General features: G+C 50.0%; 18 protein-coding genes. 11 read left to right on the forward strand and 7 right to left on the reverse strand.

Annotated features, from left to right (window positions below; translation table 11 throughout):
* Positions 1 to 265: 265 nt before the first annotated feature.
* The 4 genes from ACN4EK_RS26305 to ACN4EK_RS26320 all read right to left on the reverse strand — a co-directional run bounded on the left by ACN4EK_RS26305 (position 266) and on the right by ACN4EK_RS26320 (position 4,746).
* A complete protein-coding gene (locus tag ACN4EK_RS26305) occupies positions 266 to 613 on the reverse strand; it encodes a ribulose bisphosphate carboxylase small subunit (protein ID WP_431661259.1) in 348 nt (115 codons plus the stop codon).
* Positions 614 to 674: 61 nt separating this feature from the next.
* Positions 675 to 1,133, reverse strand: coding sequence for a RuBisCO chaperone RbcX (gene rcbX, locus ACN4EK_RS26310; RefSeq protein ID WP_431661260.1), 459 nt, complete (start codon positions 1,131 to 1,133; stop codon positions 675 to 677).
* 86 nt (positions 1,134 to 1,219) lie between these two features.
* The gene (locus ACN4EK_RS26315) at positions 1,220 to 2,650 is read right to left on the reverse strand and encodes a form I ribulose bisphosphate carboxylase large subunit (RefSeq protein ID WP_431661261.1); all 1,431 of its coding nucleotides are present in this window, start codon (positions 2,648 to 2,650) and stop codon (positions 1,220 to 1,222) included.
* 482 nt (positions 2,651 to 3,132) lie between these two features.
* Positions 3,133 to 4,746, reverse strand: coding sequence for a hypothetical protein (locus ACN4EK_RS26320; protein WP_431661262.1), 1,614 nt, complete (start codon positions 4,744 to 4,746; stop codon positions 3,133 to 3,135).
* Between the two features lie 82 nt (positions 4,747 to 4,828).
* Between ACN4EK_RS26320 and rlmD the strand changes: the two genes are divergently transcribed.
* Both rlmD and lpxD read left to right on the forward strand, forming a co-directional pair.
* A complete protein-coding gene (rlmD, locus tag ACN4EK_RS26325) occupies positions 4,829 to 6,238 on the forward strand; it encodes a 23S rRNA (uracil(1939)-C(5))-methyltransferase RlmD (RefSeq protein ID WP_431661263.1) in 1,410 nt (469 codons plus the stop codon).
* 406 nt (positions 6,239 to 6,644) lie between these two features.
* Complete coding sequence (gene lpxD, locus ACN4EK_RS26330; protein ID WP_431661264.1) at positions 6,645 to 7,682, forward strand: UDP-3-O-(3-hydroxymyristoyl)glucosamine N-acyltransferase; 1,038 nt, start codon at positions 6,645 to 6,647, stop codon at positions 7,680 to 7,682.
* Between the two features lie 4 nt (positions 7,683 to 7,686).
* On the opposite strand, the gene ACN4EK_RS26335 is transcribed toward lpxD, so the two are convergent.
* The 3 genes from ACN4EK_RS26335 to ACN4EK_RS26345 all read right to left on the reverse strand — a co-directional run bounded on the left by ACN4EK_RS26335 (position 7,687) and on the right by ACN4EK_RS26345 (position 15,977).
* Positions 7,687 to 12,576, reverse strand: coding sequence for a CHAT domain-containing protein (locus ACN4EK_RS26335; RefSeq protein ID WP_431661265.1), 4,890 nt, complete (start codon positions 12,574 to 12,576; stop codon positions 7,687 to 7,689).
* A 331-nt stretch (positions 12,577 to 12,907) separates the two neighbouring features.
* Positions 12,908 to 13,660: a DUF928 domain-containing protein gene (locus tag ACN4EK_RS26340; protein WP_431661267.1), complete on the reverse strand. Its 753-nt coding sequence runs from the start codon at positions 13,658 to 13,660 to the stop codon at positions 12,908 to 12,910.
* A 340-nt stretch (positions 13,661 to 14,000) separates the two neighbouring features.
* A complete protein-coding gene (locus ACN4EK_RS26345; RefSeq protein WP_431661268.1) occupies positions 14,001 to 15,977 on the reverse strand; it encodes a CHASE2 domain-containing protein in 1,977 nt (658 codons plus the stop codon).
* Positions 15,978 to 16,239: 262 nt separating this feature from the next.
* Here ACN4EK_RS26345 and ACN4EK_RS26350 point away from each other — a divergent pair, with 262 nt between their 5' ends.
* Genes ACN4EK_RS26350 through ACN4EK_RS26390 form a run of 9 tightly spaced genes read left to right on the forward strand, consistent with a single transcriptional unit; the run spans position 16,240 to position 25,539 of the window.
* Positions 16,240 to 17,073, forward strand: coding sequence for an ABC transporter permease (locus ACN4EK_RS26350; RefSeq protein WP_431661269.1), 834 nt, complete (start codon positions 16,240 to 16,242; stop codon positions 17,071 to 17,073).
* 14 nt (positions 17,074 to 17,087) lie between these two features.
* The gene (locus ACN4EK_RS26355; protein ID WP_431661271.1) at positions 17,088 to 18,374 is read left to right on the forward strand and encodes an ABC transporter ATP-binding protein; all 1,287 of its coding nucleotides are present in this window, start codon (positions 17,088 to 17,090) and stop codon (positions 18,372 to 18,374) included.
* A gap of 28 nt (positions 18,375 to 18,402) precedes the next feature.
* Complete coding sequence (locus tag ACN4EK_RS26360; RefSeq protein WP_431661272.1) at positions 18,403 to 19,308, forward strand: class I SAM-dependent methyltransferase; 906 nt, start codon at positions 18,403 to 18,405, stop codon at positions 19,306 to 19,308.
* Complete coding sequence (locus ACN4EK_RS26365) at positions 19,305 to 20,150, forward strand: class I SAM-dependent methyltransferase (protein ID WP_431661273.1); 846 nt, start codon at positions 19,305 to 19,307, stop codon at positions 20,148 to 20,150. Before ACN4EK_RS26360 ends, ACN4EK_RS26365 begins: the two co-directional genes overlap by 4 nt.
* Complete coding sequence (locus ACN4EK_RS26370) at positions 20,147 to 21,424, forward strand: glycosyltransferase family 4 protein (RefSeq protein ID WP_431661274.1); 1,278 nt, start codon at positions 20,147 to 20,149, stop codon at positions 21,422 to 21,424. Before ACN4EK_RS26365 ends, ACN4EK_RS26370 begins: the two co-directional genes overlap by 4 nt.
* A 7-nt stretch (positions 21,425 to 21,431) precedes the next feature.
* On the forward strand, positions 21,432 to 22,328 hold the full coding sequence (locus tag ACN4EK_RS26375) for a glycosyltransferase family 2 protein (protein ID WP_431661275.1): 897 nt from the start codon (positions 21,432 to 21,434) through the stop codon (positions 22,326 to 22,328).
* A complete protein-coding gene (locus ACN4EK_RS26380) occupies positions 22,329 to 23,438 on the forward strand; it encodes a glycosyltransferase family 4 protein (protein WP_431661276.1) in 1,110 nt (369 codons plus the stop codon).
* Between the two features lie 25 nt (positions 23,439 to 23,463).
* On the forward strand, positions 23,464 to 24,339 hold the full coding sequence (locus ACN4EK_RS26385; protein ID WP_431661277.1) for a glycosyltransferase family 2 protein: 876 nt from the start codon (positions 23,464 to 23,466) through the stop codon (positions 24,337 to 24,339).
* Between the two features lie 18 nt (positions 24,340 to 24,357).
* The gene (locus ACN4EK_RS26390; RefSeq protein WP_431661278.1) at positions 24,358 to 25,539 is read left to right on the forward strand and encodes a glycosyltransferase family 4 protein; all 1,182 of its coding nucleotides are present in this window, start codon (positions 24,358 to 24,360) and stop codon (positions 25,537 to 25,539) included.
* The last annotated feature ends 49 nt before the right edge of the window (positions 25,540 to 25,588 follow it).

Raw genomic sequence — 25,588 nt, forward strand, 5'->3', positions numbered from 1 at the left:
CCATAATTCTGAGGGACTTTGAATGCTAGTTCCCTCCAGAATTGGTACGGTGTACATACAAGTTATCTGTTTGATGGTGAAGCCTATCTCGCCCCCTAAATCCCCCAATTCTGGGGGACTTTGAAAGTTCTAATTCCCCCCAGAATTGGGGGGCTAGGGGGGCAAAATGCCAGAGCTTAAGATCAAGATCATAAAAAATCAGGGTGAGCATTGCTGCCCACCCTACGCCACCGATAACTAAGAATTAGTTAGTCGCGATAGCCATTTAGTAGCGGTAGCCGCCGCCGCCTTGGTTCGGCTTGTGGACGATGAAGCTCATCACCTGGCACTGCTTGACGTTGTCGAATGCCACCACGCGAATGTAGCAGTTGCCATACTCAGAGCGGCACTGTTGCACTTCGTTCAGCACTTCTTGAGGAGAAGAGCAGTTGAACAGAGGCAGCTTCCACATCGTCCAGTAGTAGATTTCCGCGTCAGAAGACTCGTTGAACTCAACGCAAGGGTGGTAGCCCTGGTCGATCGTGTACTGGATTTGCCGAGCGATTTGAGCATCGCTGAGGGGAGGCAGGTAAGAAAAAGTTTCGTAACGACGCTCTTTGGGTAGGGTCTTCATGAATGTCCTCTACGTAATTAACTGAAGTGGTGTGACTAAAAAGGGAAGTGCGAAACCAGGACTACCAAAGAGATTCGGGCGGTAAGCGATCGCTTTTAGGTGGTGGTTCCGACTCAGACGGAAGCTCAGCTTCATCGAGCGGTTCTACTGCCGCGTCCACTTCTGCTGACTCAGCCTGTGGATCTACCTGCGTCATGCGCTCCAATTGCTGAGTGCGTTGCTGCAAATTGGCTTGCTGAATTCCGGTACGCAACATTTCTGGGAGGTAATCCGCCACCTCTTCCGCGATATGTTCTCGTACCGTTAAGAGCCGAAAGGCTAACCGTTGCTCCTCTTTGAATAAGGCATCCAGGTAAGCTTCGCTATCTTGAATGCTGACCCGATGAGTAAACTGGCGTAGCCAATAGGCTCGTTTCGGTTCAGTTTCATCCAACTGAGCAATCACAACCCGCAACGCTTGATACGTCATGTAACTGACTAACGTCTTGGTCGTATCTTTCGCAATCTGCTTGAGATCCATTGGGAATTTGGGAGGGTCGATGTTGGATTCTGGATTGAGGATAGTTGTAAATCCAAAATCCAAAATCCGCAATCGTCAAACCGTCATCAAACGGTGTCAACAGCTTCAAATTCGAACTTGATTTCCTTCCACAGTTCGCAAGCCGCCGCCAGTTCAGGACTCCAACGAGCCGCATCCCGGATGATGTCGCCGCCTTCACGCATCAGGTCACGACCTTCGTTCCGAGCTTGGACGCAAGCTTCCAGAGCCACGCGGTTAGCGGTTGCACCTGGCGCATTACCCCAGGGGTGACCCAGCGTACCACCACCAAACTGAAGGACGGAGTCGTCACCGAAGATTTCCACGAGAGCGGGCATGTGCCATACGTGGATACCACCGGAAGCTACCGCCATCACACCCGGCATAGAAGCCCAGTCTTGGGTGAAGTAAACCCCACGCGAGCGGTCTTGCTCGACGTAGTTTTCGCGTAGCAGATCGATGAAACCGAGGGTGATTGCCTTGTCGCCTTCCAGCTTACCGACAACGGTTCCCGTGTGGATGTGGTCACCACCAGACATCCGCAAGCACTTCGCCAGAACGCGGAAGTGAATCCCGTGGTTTTTCTGACGATCGATTACAGCGTGCATCGCGCGGTGAATGTGGAGCAGGACTCCGTTCGCGCGGCACCACTTCGCCAGGGTAGTGTTGGCAGTGAAACCAGCGGTCAAGAAGTCATGCATGATGATGGGCATTTCCAGCTCTTTCGCGAAATTTGCCCGCTCTAGCATTTCTTCGCAAGTAGGAGCCGTCACGTTCAGGTAGTGACCCTTGATTTCACCCGTTTCTGCCTGGGATTTGTGGATCGCGTCGGCGACGAACAGGAAGCGATCGCGCCAGCGTTGGAACGGCTGGGAGTTGATGTTTTCGTCGTCTTTGGTGAAGTCTAGACCGCCCCGCAGACACTCATACACGGCACGACCGTAGTTCTTCGCGGACAGACCGAGCTTGGGTTTGATCGTACAACCGAGCAAAGGACGACCATACTTGTTGATCTTGTCGCGCTCAACTTGAATCCCGTGGGGAGGACCTTGGAAGGTCTTCAGGTAAGCGACGGGAATCCGCAAGTCTTCCAAACGCAGAGCTTTCAGCGCTTTGAAACCAAACACGTTACCCACCAAGGAGGTCAGCAGGTTGGTGACAGAGCCTTCTTCAAACAGGTCGAGCGGATAAGCGATGTAGGCAATGAACTGGTTGTCTTCACCGGGAACTGGCTCGATGTCATAGCAACGACCTTTGTAGCGATCGAGGTCGGTCAGCAGGTCAGTCCACACAGTAGTCCACGTTCCGGTGGAAGATTCAGCCGCCACCGCCGCCGCTGCTTCTTCGTAAGGAACGCCAGGCTGAGGAGTTACCCGAAACGCTGCCAGGATATCCGTATCCTTCGGAGTGTAGTCGGGGGTGTAATAGGTTAGCCGGTAGTCCTGTACCCCAGCCTTATACCCAGCTTTGGTCTGGGTGCGAGTTTGCGCGTAAGACATAAATCTCCCTTCCTGTAAAATCGTCAAATTTCCCGATCGAAGCCGCCTCAGAAGCGCCCGGATACGACTTCCGAGAGCGTCTGAATCCTCTAGTTCTCGCCCTATCTTCGGTTGGGGAAAGCAACTTCAAAGATGCCGAAAAACCAGAATCCGCAGGCTTAATCTTGGCTCACCTTTAATGTGTTTTAGGAGTGCTCTCAAAAATAATATCAGTATTCATCCCCATTCAGATAAGCTCGACTTTAGTTCTTCTGTTTAGTTAAATAAACAATAATTATAAAATAAGTTTTAAAATGTTCTTGCGTAAACAACCGAATTACCCTTCAGCCATAATCCCGCTCTGTCCGTCCTGATAGCTGCCTGTTTACAGGGCTTTGCCGCGATCGACCGGGCTCAAAAAGAATGTTGGATTTTACGGCAAAAGGGTCACAGAATCCCAAAATTTTTGTAAATCAACGCCACGATTTTTCATTATCGATCGATTAATCAGGTTTAGATAGGTGTTGTAAATGCCGGGTTTGATCTAATAACAACGCCACATCTTCTTCCGCTAATCGCTGGACGTAGTTAATCTTAATTTCTTCTAATAAATCGGTCAGTAGCGTTTGGATCTCTTGCAGGTTATTTTGGCTCTGAGCTTCCGACATCATAGTGGTACTAAAGTTCTGAACTAACCGAGTCGTTAGTTTAGCTAGTTCAGGATCTTCTAAAGAGGTTTTGACCGATTGATACACAGTTTGGGTGAAGCCAGCAACGACCCGATCGGTGATTTGCTGCGGTAAATTTGCCATCCCAGGTAAGGCTTGCAGCCCTTGATAGGCAGGCAATTGCTTCAAGGTACTGATAACACTATGACTCAGTAGGGCTTCCAAATCAGGCTGAATTTTCGGAAACACACGATATAAAACTAATTCCATTAATTGCTTAGAAATCACTTCGATTTCGTTCACATTATTAATGTCAATGTAACGACGATTGCTGGTACTTTGGAGCCATTGCATCACTTCTCCGCGCCGAATCGAACCCTGCACCTGATTAATCACTTGTACGATGACTAATTCGGTCATTTCTTCAGCGATCGAAGCCACAAATCCCTGGCGCATTTGAGCATTAATTTGGTCAAGATCAATCATTCCCGCCGCGTTCAATCGCAATACAGTCGGCAGCACCCGTGACAATGCCAATGGTGGAAAAAATAAGCTAAAGGGGATAAATAACGGGATATCGTACCAGCGCCAGAGCATGGCATCGAGCCAATTCAAGCTGGTATAGCGGCTACTGAGGTAATAGGTCCGAGCCAGAAACTCCAGGAAGAACAGAATCACAAATGGAGCATCCAATAGCCAGAAGTTATCGGTAAACTCGCCATTTTCCCCGATCGTCCGGTAATAGTTGGTGGCAATCAACGGCGCGATCGTTTGGTTAAACCACCCATCCCGGCTAAAGCGATTTTCTTGCAGGTTAAACGACCCGACCTCGGACTGAAACCCATGTTTTGCCAGATAGCCCTCTGACCAAAATAGTTCAAAGGCTTTGGTAGCCGAGAGTTCCTGCTTAGTCTTGGCATAGACGCGATCGCGCACCTGGTTTTTGATCCGCTCCAATGTGCCACTTTTGCCCACCGCTTCAAAGGGATTGCTGGCAACCATATCTACACTTAACTGGCGCAATTCTTGCAGGGTTGCCGCCACCTCTGGCGACCTTAGCCCGGTCTGCGTTCCAGTTTCACCGATCCGTTGTTGCAGTCGTCGCACCAGGCGGAGGTAAGACTCCGTATCGCGATGGGGTTCAATCCCTTTAATCGGATCGTATAAGCAGGTGACAAACGATTTCTGCACGAACCGCGCTGGTTCATTCGGACGTTGGGAGGGATCCGGGCAAGAATAATAGGTTCCCGGTAAAATGGGGATCTGTTTGCCAATGAATGGAATCACCACATTCCCCTGCAACCAGAAGTTCCGCCAGGACACATAGGTGAGGTCAAACATCACGAATCCCAGGTTGGCTAACGCCACGATCGCCATCGCGCGTTCAAACAACCGATTACAGGGATTTTTGGGGCGGCGTTTCTTTTTGGCGGTCGGTTGAATTGCCATAGGAGTGGCAGGGAGTAGGGTACAGGGAATAGGGTACAGGCAATCGGCAGTCAGCGATCGAGAATTGGTATCAGGAAAGAATATGGACAGCAGTACAGCACCCCCAGTCGCAGAGTCCTGGCAGCAGGGAGAACTGGTGGAAGTGATGATTACAGACCTCAGCGATCGCGGCGATGGCGTGGGGCGCTATGGGCAACGAGTCGTGTTTGTGCCGGATACTGTAACGGGCGATCGGGCACTGGTGCGGTTGGTGCGGGTGAAGCCTCAATATGCCTATGGTAAGCTGCACGAACTGCTGGAAGCATCCCCCCATCGGATTCGTCCGCGCTGCATTGTGGCGGATAAATGCGGTGGGTGTCAGTGGCAGCATGTCAGCGATCAGTACCAGCAACTTGCTAAGCAGAATCAAGTCATCCAGGCATTAGAACGGATTGGGGGATTTCAGTCGCCTCCGGTTGAGCCACTGTTACCTGTGACCGAACCGTTAGGCTACCGCAATAAAGTCACCTATCCAGTCCGGCGATCGCAGACTGGGCAAGTTCAGGCAGGCTATTACCAGAAAGGGAGCCATGATCTGATTAATCTCAACCAATGTCCAATTCAAGATCAACGCTTGAATCCGTTACTAGCCGAGGTCAAGCAGGATATTCAGACCCGCCATTGGGGCATTTATGACGAAACCAAACATCGCGGCAAAATCCGGCACCTCGGCTTACGAATTGGTCGCCGTACTGGGGAGATTCTGCTGACGCTAGTGGCGACCGACGCAAATCTAGCTGGGATTGAGGAACAGGCAGAAGATTGGTTAGCTCGCTTTCCGGGGTTAGTGGGTGTATTGCTGAATCTCAATCCCGATCGCACCAATGCCATTTTTGGACAGGAAACCTACTGTGTGGCTGGGCAGTCGGATTTACAGGAAGAATTTGCCGGACTGACATTACAAATCCGGGCAGACACTTTCTTTCAGGTCAACACCGAACAAAGTGAAGCCTTATTACAGGTAATTCTGGATCAGTTAAAGCTGCAAGGTTCGGAAGTGATTCTGGATGCTTACTGTGGCATTGGTACGCTGACTCTGCCACTAGCCAAACAGGTGAAACAAGCGATCGGGGTGGAAATTCAGCCAGAGGCGATCGTTCAGGCACAATTTAATGCGGAATTAAATGGCTTAACCAACGTTAGCTTTCTGACGGGAGCCGTAGAACAGGTATTACTCGATTTAGAGGTCGAACCGGATATTGTCTTACTTGATCCACCCCGGAAAGGCTGTGAATCCACCGCGATCGATGCCTTACTCCAGATCCAACCGCCTCGCATTGTCTACGTCAGTTGTAATCCGGCAACTCTGGCTCGCGACCTGAAACAACTTTGTGCCACGGGAGTCTATCAACTCAACCGGGTGCAACCTGCCGACTTCTTTCCACAGACCGCTCATGTTGAATCTGCCGCATTCTTGAGTAAAGTAGACGATCGAGGCTCTGGTGCGGTTTAACCCTATAAAACTGTTCCTGCCTCACAATCTACGGTGTACACTGCATCTTGCCTAACGCGCCGCAACCTTGTGAGATCTCCCTAAATCCCTTAAAAAGCTACCGTGTACACACAAGTTATCTGTTTGATGGTTAAGCCTGTCTCGCCCCCTAAATCCCCCAATTCTGGGGGACTTTAAACGTTCTAATTCCCCCCAGAATTGGGGGGCTAGGGGGGCGAAATGCAGGCTCTTGAGGTTGCAGAGAAGATGTGTGTACACCGTAGCCTTAACAAGTGGGACTTCAAACGCTGGTATGTGCTTCGCACACGCTTCGCGAACGGTTCCCTTCTTCATAAGGAGGGTTAGGGAGGATCGGTTCGATTACTGCGTACCCAGTCAGACTCATCATCCACTGCCAAATTGCCGCATGAAATTTAGCCAAATTGTTGAACAACTGAGTGCCATGACTGGCAAGCTGCTCCAGTCCCAAGCCAGCCAGGAATTAGAGCTAACGGGAATTGCTGCGGTTGATCAAGCCACTCCCGGCACCCTCAGTTACATCGAAGGCAGTAAGTTTGCGGCGCAAATTCAAACCACAGCCGCCAGCGCTTTAATTCTGCCCCAGAATGCCACCTTACAAGCCGCTGCCACCGATCGCGGCATTGCCTGGGTGGCAGCGCCAGAACCCCGGTTGATGTTTGCTCAAGCGATCGCGTTGTTTTATCAGCCGTTTCGTCCAGTACCAGAAATTCACCCGACCGCCGTGATTGATCCTTCCGCAACCATTGGTGAGCAGGTGGCGATCGGGGCGCATGTGGTGATTCAAGCCGGAGTGACGATCGGCAATCAGGTCTGCATTCATCCCAATGTCGTGATTTATCCGGGAGTGCAAATTGGCGATCGCAGTACCTTACATGCCAATTGCAGTATTCATGAACGGACGCAAATTGGCGCGGATTGTGTGATCCACTCCGGGGCGGTGATTGGTGCCGAAGGGTTTGGATTTGTGCCGACTCCGCAAGGCTGGTACAAGATGCAACAGTCCGGCTATGTGGTACTGGAGGATCGGGTGGAAATTGGCTGTAACTCGACGGTCGATCGGCCGGCAGTCGGTGAGACTCGGATTGGGCGAGATACTAAGATTGATAATCTGGTTCAGGTGGGACATGGTTGCCAAATTGGACAGGGGTGTGCGCTTGCCTCCCAGGTCGGTCTAGCCGGAGGGGTAGAAGTCGGCAACCGGGTGATTCTAGCGGGCCAGGTGGGTGTTGCCAACAATGCCAAAATTGGGGACGGCGCGATCGCGTCCTCAAAAGCTGGAGTGCATGGCAACGTTAACCCCGGACAGGTCGTATCAGGGTATCCGGCAGTGGATCACGCGATTTATCTGAAGTCCTCCGCGATCTATAGCCGCTTGCCAGAGATGTATCAAACCCTGAAGCGGTTGAAACGCCAACAACAGTAGGTCGCTACCAGGGATTACCAATAATCGTAAACGCTGACCAGAAGTAGGGATGCACCAAGTCACCTCGGAACCCTGCCAGTTCTTCCGGTAAGGCAACGCCTTTGGTGGGATCAATTCCCTGTAACAGCCCATTCTCATCCACAAAGACTTTGCCTCGCAGCATCGCCAGTTGAGCTTGGCGCAGGGCTTCAGCTTTAATCGGTGCTTGACGGAGATCCTGATAGAACCGACCCATCAACGCGGTAGTGCCCACATCACTGACATACCACAAACTGGCGAGAGCCGACTTCACCCCTGTCTGCACCGCTAATCCGGCAAAGCCCAGTTCAGCATCGCGATCGCCCAATGCCGTGGCACAGGCACTTAAGACCAACAGTTCAATTTGAGGATTATTCCAACCCAGTTCTCGAACTTGATTGAGATACAGTTTCTCATTCCACAACTGCACGTATGAATTACCGATCGATCCCGGTTGGAAGTCGGCGTGGGTTGCCAGGTGAATCACGCCAAAGGGACGCTGTTGTCGCGCCAGCCTCAGGGTTTGCAGGGTAGCACTGGTATTCAGGTAAGACTGCCCTGTCCAGCGTTCTCGGAGTTCCGACAATTCAATCGGGACGGCAGGTAAGGGTGGCTGATCCTGGGTGCTCTCAGAAATGCCTAAACTCAGCACTCCGGTATCCCGAATATCGGTATAAAGCGTGTTCGTTAAGCTGAGGCTGGGCATTAATCCCACACTATAGTCTTCAATTAAAAAGCGCTTGCCGTTATAAAGTGCCGCGACCGGCAGCGATCGCAAGCCTTCATCCATCATGAAGACCAGATTGCCAATCCCCCGTGTCTGTAACTCATCTGCTACCGGAGCAATCAGCCATTGATATAGCTGGTAGCCACTCTCCCGGTAGTCGGTGCTGCGAGTTTGGCGAGGATCCGCCACCTGCTCCCGAAATTGTTGTGCCAGTGCCATCACTTGCGATCGGGTCGCGGTAGCAATCCGGCGGCGAATGGCTGGCCCTCGTGCCGTCACCACCAACACTTCTAGTTGATCCGTCCCCCGCGCCAGGGTAGTTGATCCGGGTGCTTCCTTCACCTGTCCCAACGTCCCGCTTGCCCCTAAAAACTCGGGAATAAAACTGACATAAACAAACGCCGGACGGATTCCTGTTGCCCGCTCAATCTCCAGGGCAATTTCTCGCTGCTGATCGATCGTCGTCAGTTGGGGTTGCGGCACTCCCAGATAGGCAACAAAAGCATTGGTAAAGTTCCCTTCTGGGGAAGGTGGCTCCAGGACAGTGTCCGGTAAGGTCGATGGAATTCGGGGTGGGTCGATGCGCGTCTGGCAACTGATCAGCGCACAGGGATTGGGTTGCTCCGGATTATCATCGTTATCAGGTGGAATGTCGGGTGGAATATCGGGCGGCTGAACCTGAATTTGGACTGGCGTAGGGCTGGAATTAGACACGCGATCGCTGGCAATCACAGTAAACGCATCCTGCAATCCCACTGCCCCGGCGGGTCCTTGAAAGGTAAGGGTATCGCCCGGGGAAATCGTCGTGCTACCCGGCACAACCGGATTACCATTCACGGTTAACGTGACCCCAACGGCAACCGAGGCAATAATGAAGGTGCGATTATCGTTATCGACATCTACCGCACTTAATGCCAAATCACTAAAGCTAAACGTAAAGGGTTGATCTTGCTCTGCCCCGGTCAGGGGTGACGTGACTGTGGGGGGTGCAGGAGGCGTATTGACGGAATTAATCGTAATGCCAGCTACAGGGGTCACACTATCCCCATTCGGAGCAACGGCAAAACTGCTGCCAACCGGAATAAAGGTTGCCCCACGATCGATCACGCCTGCCGTCCCATTCACCGAGGCATCCCCCACCGTAAAGTTCTGATTGGTGGGATCAATAGTGGAACCACCCCCATGCGTAATCGTAATTTGATTGTCGAGGACTGTAGTCGTGCCGCCGCCCGTTGCCTGCCCGATCGCCGAAATACTCGCCGTTCGCCCCGCCACACTCGTAAACGTATCCGTGACCCGCACTGTTCCGGCTCCAGTGGTCGTTAGGGTAACATCTCCAGCTCTCGCGGTAGCGCCGTAACCAAAGCCTGTCGCGATGGCATCGGTCAGGATGCGATTCAAGGTAATGTCTCCGGCGGAATTGACCGTGACATTGCCCCCCGTTGCCGTAACTGGGCCAAAGGTAGCCAGAGCATTCGCCCGACTATCGAGAATGCCAGCCGTAGTTGACCCGGCGGTACTGGTCAAGGTAATCGCTCCTGCGGTTGCCGTCCCTGCACCAGAAGTTACAGAAGTAGTCAGATTCCCTAACGCCAGACTGGTGCCAGAAATATCAATAAAGCCGCCATTGGTCTGGATCGTGTCAGTTAAGGTCTGAAATGTGACTGCACCTCCGGTAGAGGTAATCGTTAAACCACCAAGGGCTAAGTTCAGCGAGGCAACCCCCGGTGTCGTGACTCCAGGTGTCGCTCCGGTAATCGAGTTGATCGTGATGTTGCCGGTTGCTTCGAGGGTGATACTGCTGGTAGTACCAAGAGCTGCATTAATGGCTTGCCAGGAAATCGTATTGGCTCCGTTATCTGGATCAGCAGAGAAAATAGATCCAGTGAACGTTGGATCAAATGTCCCTGCACCACCATCAATAATCGTTAACGTCGAGGGATCCAGCAGCAGAGTTCCAGCCGTACCATTGGGTGCTGTAGTATCGACATTGCCGCGATAGAGCAGATTTTCTTTCCCTGACACTTCGACGAAGCCACCATTTCCGGCAGTGGCTCCACCTCGGGCAGAAATATTGCCAAAGAATTGCGTCGATTGATCAGACCAGATGATGACTCGACCGCCATCGCCCGTTTGCATAGCATCGGCATGAATGGTGGCATCCGGAGTGACAACGGTTTGAGTAGCGTTAGGTAAGGTTCCCTGCCCTTGATAATCACCGCCAATCCGCACAGTGCCGCCGCCCGTCGCACCCGAGGCATTAATCGTCGCTCCAACCAGGCCGACTTGATTGCCAACGACATTGACCCTACCCCCGATCGCCGGACTACTGACATCAACACTGCCAGCCACGATCGCCGTACCGGGAGTGGCAGGAATCACCGTCCCCGAACTGGTCAACTGCACCGTACCATTGGGATTCACGGTTAACCCCGTCGCACTGGCTAAATTGCCACCCGTCAGAAGTTCGGGTAAGGCAAGCGGGGTAACAGCAGTTGCAGCAGCTAGCGGTTGAAATTCCAGACTGAGAACATTACCGGACTGATTCACCCGCACCAAATTCTGTCCGGGAACCGCCGTGACAGTCACCTCACCACCCGGAGCCGATAGCGTCCCTGTATTAACAACTGTGCCCCCAATTAAAGTCAGGCGTTGTCCCGCCGGAACAGCGAGATTCCCAGCATTGACGATCGCCCCCGGCTGACTCATGGGAAAGGCGAAACTATTAGGCGTACCCGTCAGATTGGCATAGTCATTCGTGCCAGTGGCATTAAACCAACTATTACCGATCCCGATGCTACTAGCGGTTGTCGCCGTAAACGAACCGGGCACATTTAAACTGGCGTTGTTGCCAAACACAATTCCGGCGGGATTGAGCAGAAACAGGTTGGCATTACTCCCCGTTACCTGGATCAGACCATTGATCACCGAGGGATTGCTGCCTGTGACTCGCGCCAGAATATTCTGAATCTGGCTATTCGCGAGGAAATTGGCGATCTGCCCCTGATTCAGCCCAAATTGCTCAAAGCTATGGAACAGGTTATTGCCTGACTGTGTGCCGCCATTGATATTAAATTGGTTGCCATTGGGGGTGACGATCGTCCCTGTCCCATCCGAACTGGGCACAGGTTGGGCGTAGGCGATCGTCGTTCCCAGCCATCCCAACAACGGTAGGGCGATCAATAACGCTCCCACCTTCCAATCAGCCAGAGGCGATCGCGGGTTGGCATGGCGTTGCCAGGTTAGCGGGAGGGGAATAGGGACAGGTGGCTCGATCGCCCTGCCCGAAAATAAGGGCACCACTAAACCGACCTCTGGCTGGACGCTACCACTGGATCCCTGCGGACGATCGGAACGGGTAGGGGCAACCGAGGCGGGTGCAGACGCTCGTTGCCGCAGGATAAACCGTCCACTGGGCAGTTCCACATCGATCGTCAGGTGCTCACTGAGTCCACGTCGCTCTAGTGCCCGTCTCACCGCTAACCGCGATCGCAGCACCTGTTCAATCCGATAGCGAACCGAGGTATTACTACCATGCAGCCGGTAATAGTACAGAGGTTGTTTAAGTTGCCGAATTTCGGTAATTTCTGAGAGCCGCAGGCAGAGATCATAATCTTCGGCAAACTCCGTTCTGGCATCCAGTCCCCCGGCTTGCTCAAACACCGATCGCCGGATCAGACGAAAGTGGAACGTCATAAAATCGACCAGCAGCCGATCTGGACTATAGGGAATCTGGCACGCCTCTCCATACCCCAGAACTTGCCCCTGTTCGTCTATGTTCAGGTAATCGGTATAGACCATCCCGGTAGTGGGGTGGGTTTCTAGCATCTGTACCGTTTGTGCCAGTGCCAGAGGATGCAGTAGGTCATCGTGATCCACCCAACCGAGATATTTGCCGGTGGTTTGGGCGATCGCCTCGGTTAGGGCAGCCACTCGTCCTCGATGTTCCGCCGCAATCACTCGGACTCGGCGATCGCGGCGGGCATAGTCACGGGCAATGGTGACTGAGGTACCCATCGTTGAACCGTCATCCCAAATTAACAGTTCAAAGTTCGGGTAAGTCTGTTGTAGAACGCTGGCGATCGCGGCTTCTAAATAGTTGCGATCATCGTTGTAATTAGTAATGATTAAAGAGATCAGCGGTGCCATAGCCCTCTCCAGCGCTCTTAATAGCTGCCATGCTTCAGCCAAATTCCAACATACTTTGGATTCCTACATTCGGCTGAGAATTTAGAGATTCAGCAATCAAACATTGCTCTCTCTGCAACGGTTGCCCCTGATTCCGGTGGAATAGACAATTAATGCAAGCGTCCTCTGGCAAATCCGGGCAAATTCAGTCACACAGAATCATGCTCAGAACGGAATTGCAAATTGTGGTAGATCTATCCTCTCAGAGGGGTGCGATCCCCATCAAACCTCTGATCCAGGTGTTGATATTCTGGCAGATTTAGACTGCCACTTGCTGCTAAGAAATGAGAAGTTAAGGACTCGCAGGAGAACTATCATTGGCACAGGTCGCCGCTAACGGCTCATTGGCATAGTTACCGAGTTGTACCGATTGCAACAGCCGTGTCCAACTGGCCAATAGCTTCGAGTCTTGCATCCGAGTGCAGCGTTGTGCTGCCAACGTCGCGATCGCATCTTGCCAAACTCCTGCCGCCGCTAACACCTTTGGTCGCTCGTCCGGAGCACTGCTGTTTAACTGATTCATCAGATCGTCTGAGGGTTGCAGGCGTTGGAAGGTACCCTCAACAAACGAAATCGATCGCGTACCGTTCACGTTACAAATGACCGAAAACTGCCAGCGATAATCTTTTCCGGGCTGAAGAGCGGTATTCGCGACCGTGGCGGGTAAGCGGTAGCTAATCACCTTGCCACCCCCCATCAGGTCAACTGCCCCGCTATGAATTGAGGTTGTGCCATCAAACAGTTTGAATTCCGCTCTTGGGGGCGTTGTCTGGCTAGAAACCACTGAAGGCACATACCAGAAAAACGTTGGCTGATCGGAAATACCGGCACTAAAGGCATCACCAGGAACCAAAGGCATTAACGGCTTGCTGCCTTTTAGACAATTACCACGGGTTCCAGCACCTTCCCGACGACCAGGGATGCCACGGTTGGGTGGAACATACTCCTGTGCCATCGCTGCAATCGGAGCACTGGAGATCGTCACACTGAACAACGTACTCAGGCAAAGAGTGACTGATTTTACAACGGTATTAGAACCAAGCATAGTGACGAAGCCTCAATAATTTTTATAGGAATGTCAGTGTGTTGCTACAGAGATGAATTAAGTCCGCTAGAGTAGCCCTTTTACAAGATCTCATAGATCCAACTTTGAAGGCTGATGCAAGGGAATTGAGTCAATTATTGGCAGAGAAAAAATAATGACTCCAACAATGGCGCTACGGTGAGTTAGTCACGTTCCTCCAGAATCGATCGTTCATAGACCAGAGCGACACATCAGTATCATTATTAACTGCCACTCACGCGGCTTACGGGTAGCTAACTACTTGGGCTGTGATCATTCCCGGTAGATTGGTTGATCGAATCGATCGGTAAAATGTTCCCGGTTAGCATGGGTTGATCATTTTTTCTTTGTTCGTAGCGTAACCAACAACTCGATAAACATCGACTAAGTGGTGCTTGCCTTTCAGCGCCATTAAGCCCCAATGCTCTACCTCAAATCGATCCTGAAGGTGAACTAAGGTATCTTTGGCGATCAGGACGCGACACAGATCCGACTGGCGTTCCTTGTCATAGCTTTCTAAACGAGAAGCGATATTGACGCTATCCCCAATCACCCCATATTCCAAGCGATCTTTGCCACCTAAACTCCCTGCCACGATCGGTCCGGTAAAGATGCCAACCCGCATTTGAATCGTGGGTAAGCCTCGCTGTTGCCAATCTTGGTTGAGTTTCTCTAAGCACTCGCCCATCGCCAAGGCACAGGTCACGGCTAGTTGGGCATCCTGGGAAACTTCGATCGGAGTGCTGCGGTTCATTGGTACACCAAATACCGCTAACATGCCATCGCCTGTGAACTTATTGATAATGCCTTGATTGGCTCGTACTTCGTGGGTAATCGCACTGAGATATTCATTCAGCCATTCCAGCAAGTTCTCTGGTGGCATGGATTCTGAGATAGTGCTGAAGTTTTTAATATCGGTAAATAGCATCGTGGCAGTTAATCGCTGTCCCGGCAATTTCCCAGATTTCAACAGGCGATCGCGGCTTTTCCACAATGCATTGGCAATTTCCGGTGAGGTATTTTGCCCCAACAGTTTCATCATCATTTGTTGCTGGCGCTGGGCTTGCTGTGCCCGGTATGCCACCAGAACTCCGGCACTCAGTAACAGCCCGATCGCGGGAGTCGCCACCGGAATCCAGCCTTGCTGAAGAAACAGGGCATAGCTGGTGATAAGCAGCCCCCCGATCGCCACAACGACATACAACCCGACCAGGAGAGGATTCCGAACGAACCAGGCAAGACATCCCCCCAGGAGAGTCCAGGTGGCGATCCATACCACTTCCAGCCCATCTGCCCAAAACCAGAACAGCGGCTGGTGATCCAGAACACTACTCAGGATCTGGCTGGTGATTTGAGCATGGATGGTCACGCCTGCCATTTTAGGAGTCTCGGTTTCAGCCGCACTATAGGGAGTCAGGTGGACATCTCTCAAACTGCGTGCCGTTGCCCCAATCAAGACAATCTTGTCTTTAATCCACTCAGATCTGACCTCCCCCTTTAGTACCTGCGATAACGTTACCTGGCGTGCCACATTGCGGCGGCTACGATAATTAATCAGAATTTGATAGCCATCGTCATCCACGGTTTGATATGCCCCAGAGGTCGCCTCCAGAGGAACAAATTCGGCGGCTCCTAATCGCAAGTAGTCAGGATTGCTCAAGCCGGGGCGGGGCAAGATCTTGGCAGGACGCAGATAGGCAAGGGCAAGGCGCAGAGAGAAGGAAAATAGGGTGGTCTGCTCATCGGGATTAGCAAACAGCAGCCCCCGACGGATCACGGCATCCGGGTCAGTAAATACGTCGTTAAAGCCAATCCGGTGCGCGGGCATACTGGGCGGTGGGGCAACACCAATATCCTCGTCATCGGGCATTTGCATGATGGCAATGACATTGGGCTGTTGGAGTTGCTGAAGCAGTTCCTGATGACCGGGTTCGTGCGGCAGATCGCGGTATAGGTCTAAGCCAATCACGCGGGGCTGATGTTTTTGGAGTTGTGCTAGTGCCTGGGCGATCGTGCGATCGGCAAAGGGCCAGCGTTGTTGGGCATGAATGTCTGCCTCGGTAATCGTGACAATTAACAAACGGGGGTCAGGTGGTTGATCGGGGCGCAGCCGCATCATTTGGTCATACGCCAATAGTTCTGGTGGTTGTATCCATCCCAACTGGCGGACACCTACCAGCAATCCAGTCACCGCCACGCTGGTAATGCCAATACAGAGGGTAGTTGTGACAGCCGCCGATGCCGTTGTCACCCTGGAATAAGTCTTACAAAGGTAGTCAACCAGAAGTCGAGCGCTCACAGGTGCGGAAAAAAAGGGGTGAGGTAAACATAATTTCGAGCCAGATGCACCTGTCGATGTGGGCTGACAGGACTCCTTCATTTAGGGAATACAAGAATGCCTCAGAAAGTTCCTGACCAACAACGTCAGAGGCCGATCGCGAACATGGCTTCTATTCTGCCCTTGATTGGGGGGATTTTCCATCAGAGCGGCTCATCCCGGTGATCGCTCCGGTCAACATCCGGGGCACTCTCAACATAGCTCCCTCTGATCTCGCTTGCCCATGCACCCCTCGGCTCGGACTAAATTAGTTATTCAAGCAGGTCGCACTGAACGTCAGTATTGGCAAGATCTGTGGCGGTATCGAGAATTATTTTATTTCCTGTCCTGGCGGGACATTTTGGTGCGCTATAAGCAAACCGCGATCGGCATTATCTGGGCATTAATTCGACCGCTGCTGACGATGATTGTGTTTACGATCGTCTTTAGTAATTTGGCAAAACTACCCTCAGAGGGCGTACCTTATCCGATCCTGGTGTTTGCCGCCATGCTACCCTGGCAATTTTTTGCTAATGCCCTATCTGAATGTAGCAATAGTCTGATTGTTAACTCAAATTTGATTGCTAAAATTTATTTTCCCCGTCTGATTATTCCAATCAGTGCCGTTATTGTTAGCTTTGTAGACTTTTTAATTTCCGGCATGATCCTATTGGGATTAATGGCAGTTTATAACTTTATTCCCAGTTGGCGGATTTTAACCTTACCTATGTTTATCCTCCTGGCGTTTGCGGCGGCAATGGGAGTAGGGCTGTGGCTAGCCGCTTTAAACGTACAATATCGGGACTTTCGCTACATCGTGCCGTTCATTGTCCAATTTGGGTTGTATATTTCTCCAGTTGGTTTTAGCAGTAATATTGTGCCCGAGCAATGGCGATTCCTCTATTCCCTTAACCCCATGGTAGGAGTAATTGATGGGTTTCGTTGGGCAATTTTAGGCGGTAATACCTCGATTTATTGGACAGGTTTGCTGTTATCGATCGCGCTAGTTATGATGATTCTCGCCAGTGGCATTTGGTACTTCCGCCGCATGGAACGTACCTTTGCCGATGTGATTTAACGGAGTGCAGGCAGATGTCTGATCCGGTGATTCAAGTGCAGCATCTTGGTAAAAAATATCTGTTGCGCCATCAACAACCGCAGCACTATGTGGCGTTACGCGATGTGATTAGCAATGGTGCTAAGTCGATCGCTCGACGCATCTTACAACCCGGACGATCGCATCCCGCCCCTGATCGGGAAGAATTTTGGGCACTTCAGGATGTTTCTTTTGAAGTAAATCAGGGCGATCGGGTGGGAATTATTGGACGGAATGGTGCCGGAAAATCGACCTTACTCAAACTCCTCAGCCGCATTACTGAACCCACGACTGGTCAGATTACTTTAAATGGTCGAGTTGCCAGCTTATTAGAAGTTGGCACAGGGTTTCATCCCGAATTAACTGGGCGGGAAAATATTTATTTGAACGGGGCAATTCTGGGCATGAGCAAAGTCGAAATCAAGCGTAAGTTTGATGAAATCGTGGCTTTTGCTGAGGTAGAAAAATTCCTTGATACTCCGGTTAAACATTATTCCTCCGGCATGTATGTGCGATTAGCCTTTGCGGTCGCGGCTCACTTAGAACCCGAGATTCTGATTGTTGATGAAGTTTTAGCCGTGGGCGATGCTCAATTCCAGAAGAAATGTTTAGGCAAAATGGAAGATGTGAGTAAATCAGGCAGGACGCTGCTTTTTGTGAGCCACAATATGGGAACCATCACCCAACTTTGCTCTCGGGGCATCTATTTAAATCAAGGAAAAATTTCAGCGGTTGGCGATATTAATTCTGTTGTTTCTACCTATCTTGCTTCAGGCGCAAATAGTGAAGTACTGAAAATTCTCTATCCCGCTCACGTTACACCTCCAGACGCAACTTTATTTTTTCGAGAAATTGGGATTTTTCAAGCAGATGAACTTGCTTCAGAAATTGATATTCGTTTTCCGTTTAGCGTTTATTTGAAGTATGAAAGTATCAAGCCGCTGAGGAATGTTGAGCTTTCTATGCGGATTGAAACTGATGATGGTAGAGCGGTGTTTACGTCCCATCAATCGGATTGCACACCGGATTCAGTGATCAGTCGTCAACCAGGCTGCTATAGCATTTCTATCCAAATTCCGGCAATGTTTTTAATGCCAGGGAATTATATGCTAACGGTAGGTGCCCATGAACCGATGGTGCAGGTTTATGATCTTCATGCGAATGTGCTGCACTTTCGAGTTAATGAGACAGGGACAAAACTAGCAAAATATGGTCATCACCGCCAAAGCGGAGTCGTGATGATTAACCTGCCCTGGACAGAAACACTTTCGACTACGCCCTAATTTTTGTTTTTATACAAGTTTTCATCCCATGCAACCTGTTAGCCCACTGACAAACTCGCCGGATGTCACGTTTGTAAAAGCTATTAGAACAGCTCAACTCATTGCAGATTGGCAGCAAGCATTCCAGATCGATATTTCTAAAGAATTTGATACATGTGAAGAGATCAAGCTTTATCAGTGTAATCAAACAAAATTAAGATTCTTTGATCCTCCAATTACAGGTTCGGGAAAGCTATATGCACAACTACAAAATATTGACCAGTATTACCTCCCCGATCGCTGGGAACATCAATTAGCCTTACAGGATTTATTCGGGTGTAAAGCTGCATTGGAAATTGGGGCAGCATCAGGTTATTTTGTGCGTACTGCGATCGCGGCGGGCCTAGATATGCGCGGAATTGAATTGAACCAGGCTGCTGTGGCAACTGCACAAACAGCAGGATTACCCGTAACCTATCTTGATCTCAAGGAGGCTGCAACATTGTATGAGCGATCGCTAGATGGCGTTTGCAGTTTTCAAGTATTGGAACATGTTCCTGATCCCAAGCAGTTTATTCAGTGGGCAGTAAACATGTTGAAGCCAGGAGGAATATTAATCTTTTGTGTTCCTAATGCCGAAAGCTTTTTGAAGTATCAGTATAATTTGCTGGATATGCCACCGCATCATCTGACTCAATGGTCTGATCTATCATTTCGATCGTTAGAAGAAATCTTTCCAGTCCAACTAGAGAAGATAATTTTTGAACCTCTAGCCAAATATCACACGACAGGTTATCTAAGCACTTATTTCAATCATTTTCGGGCTGAAAGACCTTTGCTGAGACTACTACTGAATCGATATACCCTTTCCCTATCTCAGGCAATCTTAGACCTGGGGTTTAGACAATATTTCAGGGGTCAGAGTTTGTATGTTAAATTCCGCAAAATACAATGAAATGCTTAAATCTTGGATGTGGTAGACGTTTCCATCGTGATTGGACAAACGTAGATTTTAGTTCTGTAGATCAAGGAGTGATTACTTATGATCTAAGCACAGGAATTCCTTTTCCCGATAATAGCTTTGATTTAGTGTATCATTCTCACCTTTTAGAACATCTACCCGGAGCAATAGCCCCACATTTTATCAAGGAATGCTATCGGGTGCTGCGATCGCCAGGTATTTTGCGCATCGTTGTTCCTGATTTAGAACAAATTGCTCGCACCTATTTAACGGCCTTGGAAATGGCAAGTTCAGGTCAGCCAGAGTGGGACGCTAACTACAACTGGATCTTACTGGAAATGTATGATCAGGTTGCTAGAAATCAATCTGGTGGAGAAATGGTGAACTATCTATCGAGGCATGACCTTCCTAATCAGGAGTTTATCTTGCAACGATGGGGGATTGAAGCGGAAACAATGATTCAATTGTTGCATCAACAAGTAAACTCTCAACCATTACCAAGACTCTATGCCCGCCTGGTTACTAGGTTTCGTCGCTTTTACAAACTATTGCGTAACTCTAGCGATCGGCGCAATCTTTTCCTGAAGTTGGTGTTAGGGCAGGAATATCAGGCGTTGGAAATTGGTCGGTTTCGCTTAAGTGGTGAAGTTCATTACTGGATGTACGATCGCTATTCGTTAAAGCGATTACTGAACCAGTGTGGGTTTACCGATATTACTTTGCAAACGGCTACTGCCAGCCTCACGCCTGATTGGTCAAAGTGGAACCTTGATACAGAACCAGATGGCACAATTTATAAACCAGACTCCTTATTTATGGAAGGAGTGAAATTGTGAAGCCTCTCCTGTTAAGTACATCGGATATTGAAGGAGGTGCTGCCCGATCGGCATATCGCTTGCATCAGGGACTACAACGGTGTGGGATTACGACCCAGATGTTGGTGCAGGTGAAATCCAGTGATGACCCAACGGTACTCGATCCACCCCCTAATTTTCGGCGGGATTTTGCCAAGTCTCGCCCGTCATTTGATTTCTTACCCTTAAAGTTTTATCCCCAGCGACAAGGAAGCCCCTTTTCGTGCCAATGGTTGCCGGATAGACTTGTCCCTCGAATCAAAGCCCTCTCCCCCGATGTGATCAATCTGCACTGGATTGGTAGCGGTTATCTCCAGATTGAAACGCTGGCGAAATTGCCATCCCCGATCGTTCTGACGCTCCATGATATGTGGGCATTTACGGGGGGGTGTCACTACAGCCAGGAGTGCGATCGCTATACTCAATCCTGCGGCTCTTGCCCGCAATTAGGCAGTACCAAAAACTGGGATTTATCGCGCTGGATCTGGCGGCGTAAAGCGCAAAGTTGGCAACATTTAAATCTGACTGTAGTGACTCCTAGCCACTGGTTAGCGAGTTGTGTAAGAGCCAGCAGTTTGTTAGGGGAAAAGCGCCTGGAAATCATTCCCTATGGCATCGATACGGATTTGTATTGTCCCCGCGATCGCCGGACTGCCCGCCACTTGCTGAACCTACCCCAGGATAAACCCCTGATTCTAGCTGGAGCCGTTAATTTCAGTGGCGATCGCCGCAAGGGTTTCCACCTGTTGCAACCAGCACTACATCATCTCCAAGAGTTCCCAGGGTATGAGTCGGCAGAACTCCTTGTGTATGGTGCATCTCGCCCCCAGGACGATCGCAGTATCCCGGATCTGGGGATGCCGATTCATTATCTGGGTACGCTAAAGGATGACCTGTCGCTCGTGCTGGCGTATTCCGCTGCCAATGTGTTTGTGGCTCCTTCCTTGCAAGACAATCTGCCCAATACCGTTCTGGAAGCCTTGGCGTGTGGCGTTCCCAGCGTTGCTTTCAAGATTGGTGGTATGCCAGATTTAATCGAGCATGAACAGACTGGCTATCTGGCACAACCGTTTGATCCAGTAGATTTAGCCCGAGGTATTCATTGGATATTGGCACATCCAGAACGGCAGCAGAGATTAGCGATCGCCGCCCGACACCGGGCAGAAACCAACTTCCCTTTAACCTTACAAGCCCAGCGATACCTGACGTTATTTGCAGAGTTATGTGAACGATCGACCACGGTAAAACCGCTGTAAATCCAGTATGACGAAGGCTCCAGCCAAAACCTCTGTAGTGATTCCGGTACATAATCGGAAGGCAACGACGCTGGCTTGTTTGCAGCATTTGCAGCAACAAGGAGATTTACACCGTTATCAGGTGATTGTTGTGGATGATGGGTCAACGGATGGCACAAAGACAGCCATTCAAGCGTTATATCCGTCTGTAACCGTGTTAACTGGAGATGGTAACTTGTGGTGGACAGGGGCGATCGCGCTGGGCATGCAATATGCCGTCAGTCAGGAAGCCGAGTATGTCATTTGGCTGAATGATGACTGTTTACCGCAACCGAATGCTGTTGAACAATTAGTTGCAGCCTGTCGATCGCAGCCGAATTTAATTGCTGGGGGACAGTCGTTCGATCCAGATACCGGGCAGCCGAGTTATGGGGGTGTCATTTGTCCCAACTATCAATTTGTCCATGTTCATGCTGGTCACGATCGTGATTTAGTGTGTGATGGTTTAGCGGGTAATTTTGTCTGCATTCCTAAATCGGTGGTTGACAGCATTGGCTATCCGAATCCCCAACGTTGTCCCCATTATTATGAGGATGTGGTCTATACCCACCGGGCGAAAACTTATGGTTATCAACTCCGCATTATTCATACCGCGATCGCAACCTGTCAGGATGATCATCCGCCGATCTCATGGATGATGATGCAAACATCACCGATCTCGATTTGGCAAGAGCGGTTACAGATTAAATCTCCCCACTACTGGAAAGCTCACCTGATTTGTTATTGGGAATTCATGGGTTTGATCGGCATCTGGCTGTATATTTATCAACTGATCATTAAGTTTTCCCTTATCTCTATCTTAGTGATGTTGCTACCGTACTCCTATCGTCTGAAGCTCAAACAACTCGTTGCTGGAAAACCGTAAATGTCGCCAATCAAGCTAGTTTATGATTACCAGAGTGCTTCTTTCCAGGAATATGGAGGAGTATCACGGTATGTCTATGAATTAGCGACTCGGTTTGCGAACAAGCCAGAATTCCAGACCACTATTTTTGCTCCAATTTATATTAATCAGTATCTCAAACAACAGCCGATCGCGGGCTTGCGGGGAATGGCTATTCCATTTATCCCTAAAACCCAACGGGTCAGATCTTTAATTAATCACCCCATCACTCAACTTTACTTGAAGCAGTATTCTCCTGATATTGTCCATGAAACCTATTACGCCTATGACCGCACTGCCCCCAAACGGAGCAAAATTGTTCTAACCATTCATGATCTAATTCATGAAAAATTCCCCCAATACTTCGCGGCTTCCGACCAAACTGCCGCCATGAAAGCCGCCGCGATCGCTCGTGCCGATCAGATTATCTGTGTATCTAACAACACTCGTACTGATCTCTTGAATCGATTCCCAATTGATCCAAGTAAAGTCTCTGTCACTTATTTAGGCTGTTCATTAGTAACAAATCAGCCATCAAATATTCAACCGGAGCAACGATCGCGCCCTTATCTTCTCTATGTCGGGAAACGCGATGGCTATAAAAATTTCGCTCAATTTTTACTGGCTTATGCTCACTCGGATAAGTTAAATCGAGAATTTGATTTAGTTTGTTTTGGAGCTTCACCCTTTACTCAATTTGAATTAAACACAATGGCTAAGCTTCAGCTTGCCCAGGAACAAATCCACCATATTCCAGGCAACGAAATAACTTTGGCTAGTTGGTATACGAATGCTTCTATTCTGGTTTATCCCTCCTTATATGAAGGATTTGGTATCCCTCCCTTAGAAGCGATGACCTGTGGTTGTCCGGTTGCCTGTAGCCAAATGGCTTCCATTCCAGAAGTGGTAGGTGATGCGGCTGAGTTTTTCGATCCAACTGAGCCAGAAAGCATCGCGGCGGCGATCGCTAATGTCCTATACAACTCAGACCGATCGCAGGAATTAAGTAGGGCGGGTAAACTCCGAGCGGCACAATTCTCGTGGGAAAAATGTGCTGAAGCAACCGAATTAATCTATCAATCACTGCTTTAATTTTCTACAATCAGGTTAATTCATAATGGTACAAAAAGAATCTGTTTTTATCATTATTCCAGTCTACAATCGCCGACAAATTACCTTAGATTGTTTGGCAACTCTTCAGCAAACAGGTGATCTCGATCGCTATAGGGTGATTGTGGTAGATGATGGCTCCACGGATGGCAGTGCCACCGCTATTCGCGATCGTTTCCCTGACGTGATTATCCTCACTGGAGACGGTAATTTGTGGTGGACAGGCGCGATGGTCAAAGGGATGAACTATGCCGTTGAACAGGGAGCAGACTATATTATTTGGTTAAATGATGATTGTGTTCCTACGGCTAATACGCTGTCTACAATGGTGAACTATTGTCGGCAATATCCCCAGACAATTACCGGGGCTGCCTGCTATTTAACCGATACCAATACCCTCCATGTTTCGGGGGCAAAAGGTCGTCAACGGGTTGCGGCAAAACCGGGGGAAGGGGTGACAGTGGATGAAATGAGCGGTCACTGTGTTTGTCTGCCCACGACTGTAATTCAGCAAATTGGTCTACCGAATTGGCACCGATTTCCCCACTATCATGGCGATAGTATGTATCTTTTACGAGCCACACGATCGGGGTTTACCGCCTGTATTTTAGGGGATGCCAAAATCAGTCATGCGGGTGTGATTAAATCTCAAATTCAGGATTTTCTCAGCCCGGAACCGCGATCGTTGATAGGTGATTTCCAGACCTTATTTCTGCATAAAAAATCTTTCTATTTTTTACCCACGCAGTTTTTCTACTATCTGGAAAAGTATGGTTTATGGCAGGGAATTCCCATGTTTGGAATGAAATGCGGCTGGTGGTTCATTCAATTAATAAAATGCCACTTGACTCAACCCCGATCGCAGCCATTGGCTGAAAATTAGTCGCACTTCTGATTATTTATGCGCCTACTGTATACATTAACCACCTATCCTCCCAGTGTGGGTGGCGCTCAAATTCATCAACATCAACTCGCGCAACACTTAAAGTCTCGCCATCGCATTCAAGTGGTTAGCCATTGGGATCGTAACCGGACGGATTGGTTACTCGGAACAACATTGAAAGCGCCTGCAACCAGTCGGGATTACACGATCGACGAGATTCCCGTTCACCGCCTGGGCTTGTCCATCCCCGAAAAACTACGCATTGCTCCCTGGCTCCTCCTCTACTATCCCTTTATGCCTGTGGCGTTGTCCGCGATCGCGCCGATTACTGCCCAACATCTGATACCTTATGCCGCCAAGGCTGACCTGATCCACAACATTCGGATTGGGCGAGAAATCCTCAGTCATGCCTCCTGGCAAGCAGCACAACAGCACGACATCCCCTTTGTGTTTACTCCGGTGCATCATCCCCGTTGGGTCGGTTGGCGGTATCGCGCTTACCTGGAACTTTATCGTCGAGCCGAGGGAGTGATCGCCCTGACCCAGGCAGAAAAACACACTTTGATCTCATTGGGAGTAAAAGCGGATCACATCTTTGTTACGGGGATTGGGCCTGTATTAGCTGATCGCGCCGAGCCAACCGGATTTTTGCGACGATATGCGCTATCAGCCCCGATCGTCTTATTTTTAGGACAACATTATCCCTACAAAGGCTATCGCCAATTACTCCAAGCCACTGCCTTGGTGTGGCAGCAGATTCCAGAAACTCAGTTCGTTTTCATTGGTCCTCCCGTAGCCGACTCAGAAACCGCTTTTGCCGAATTCACCGATCGCCGGATTCATCGTCTGGGGCATGTCGATCTACAGACAAAAACCGACGCGATCGCCGCTTGCACCCTCCTTTGTGTACCCTCAACTCAAGAAAGTTTTGGTGGTGTCTACACCGAAGCCTGGAGTTTTGCCAAACCTGTGATTGGGTGCCCGATTCCCGCCGTCGCCGAAGTGATCCAAGATGGAGTCAACGGCTTTCTGGTCGCCCAGGAACCCACCGCGATCGCCGATCGTATCCTGCAACTTTTACTCAACCCTACCCAGGCCACCACAATGGGAATCGCTGGACAGCAAAAAGTCGCCGCCCAATTGACCTGGCAGAAAATCGCCGATCGCCTGGAAACCGCCTACCATACCATCCTGCATTAATTCTCCCTCGTCTCCCCCACCGTCCCCATCCTGTCTCTTATACACATCT

Source organism: Pantanalinema rosaneae CENA516 (assembly GCF_050753385.1).
GTDB lineage: Bacteria > Cyanobacteriota > Cyanobacteriia > Leptolyngbyales > Leptolyngbyaceae > Pantanalinema > Pantanalinema rosaneae.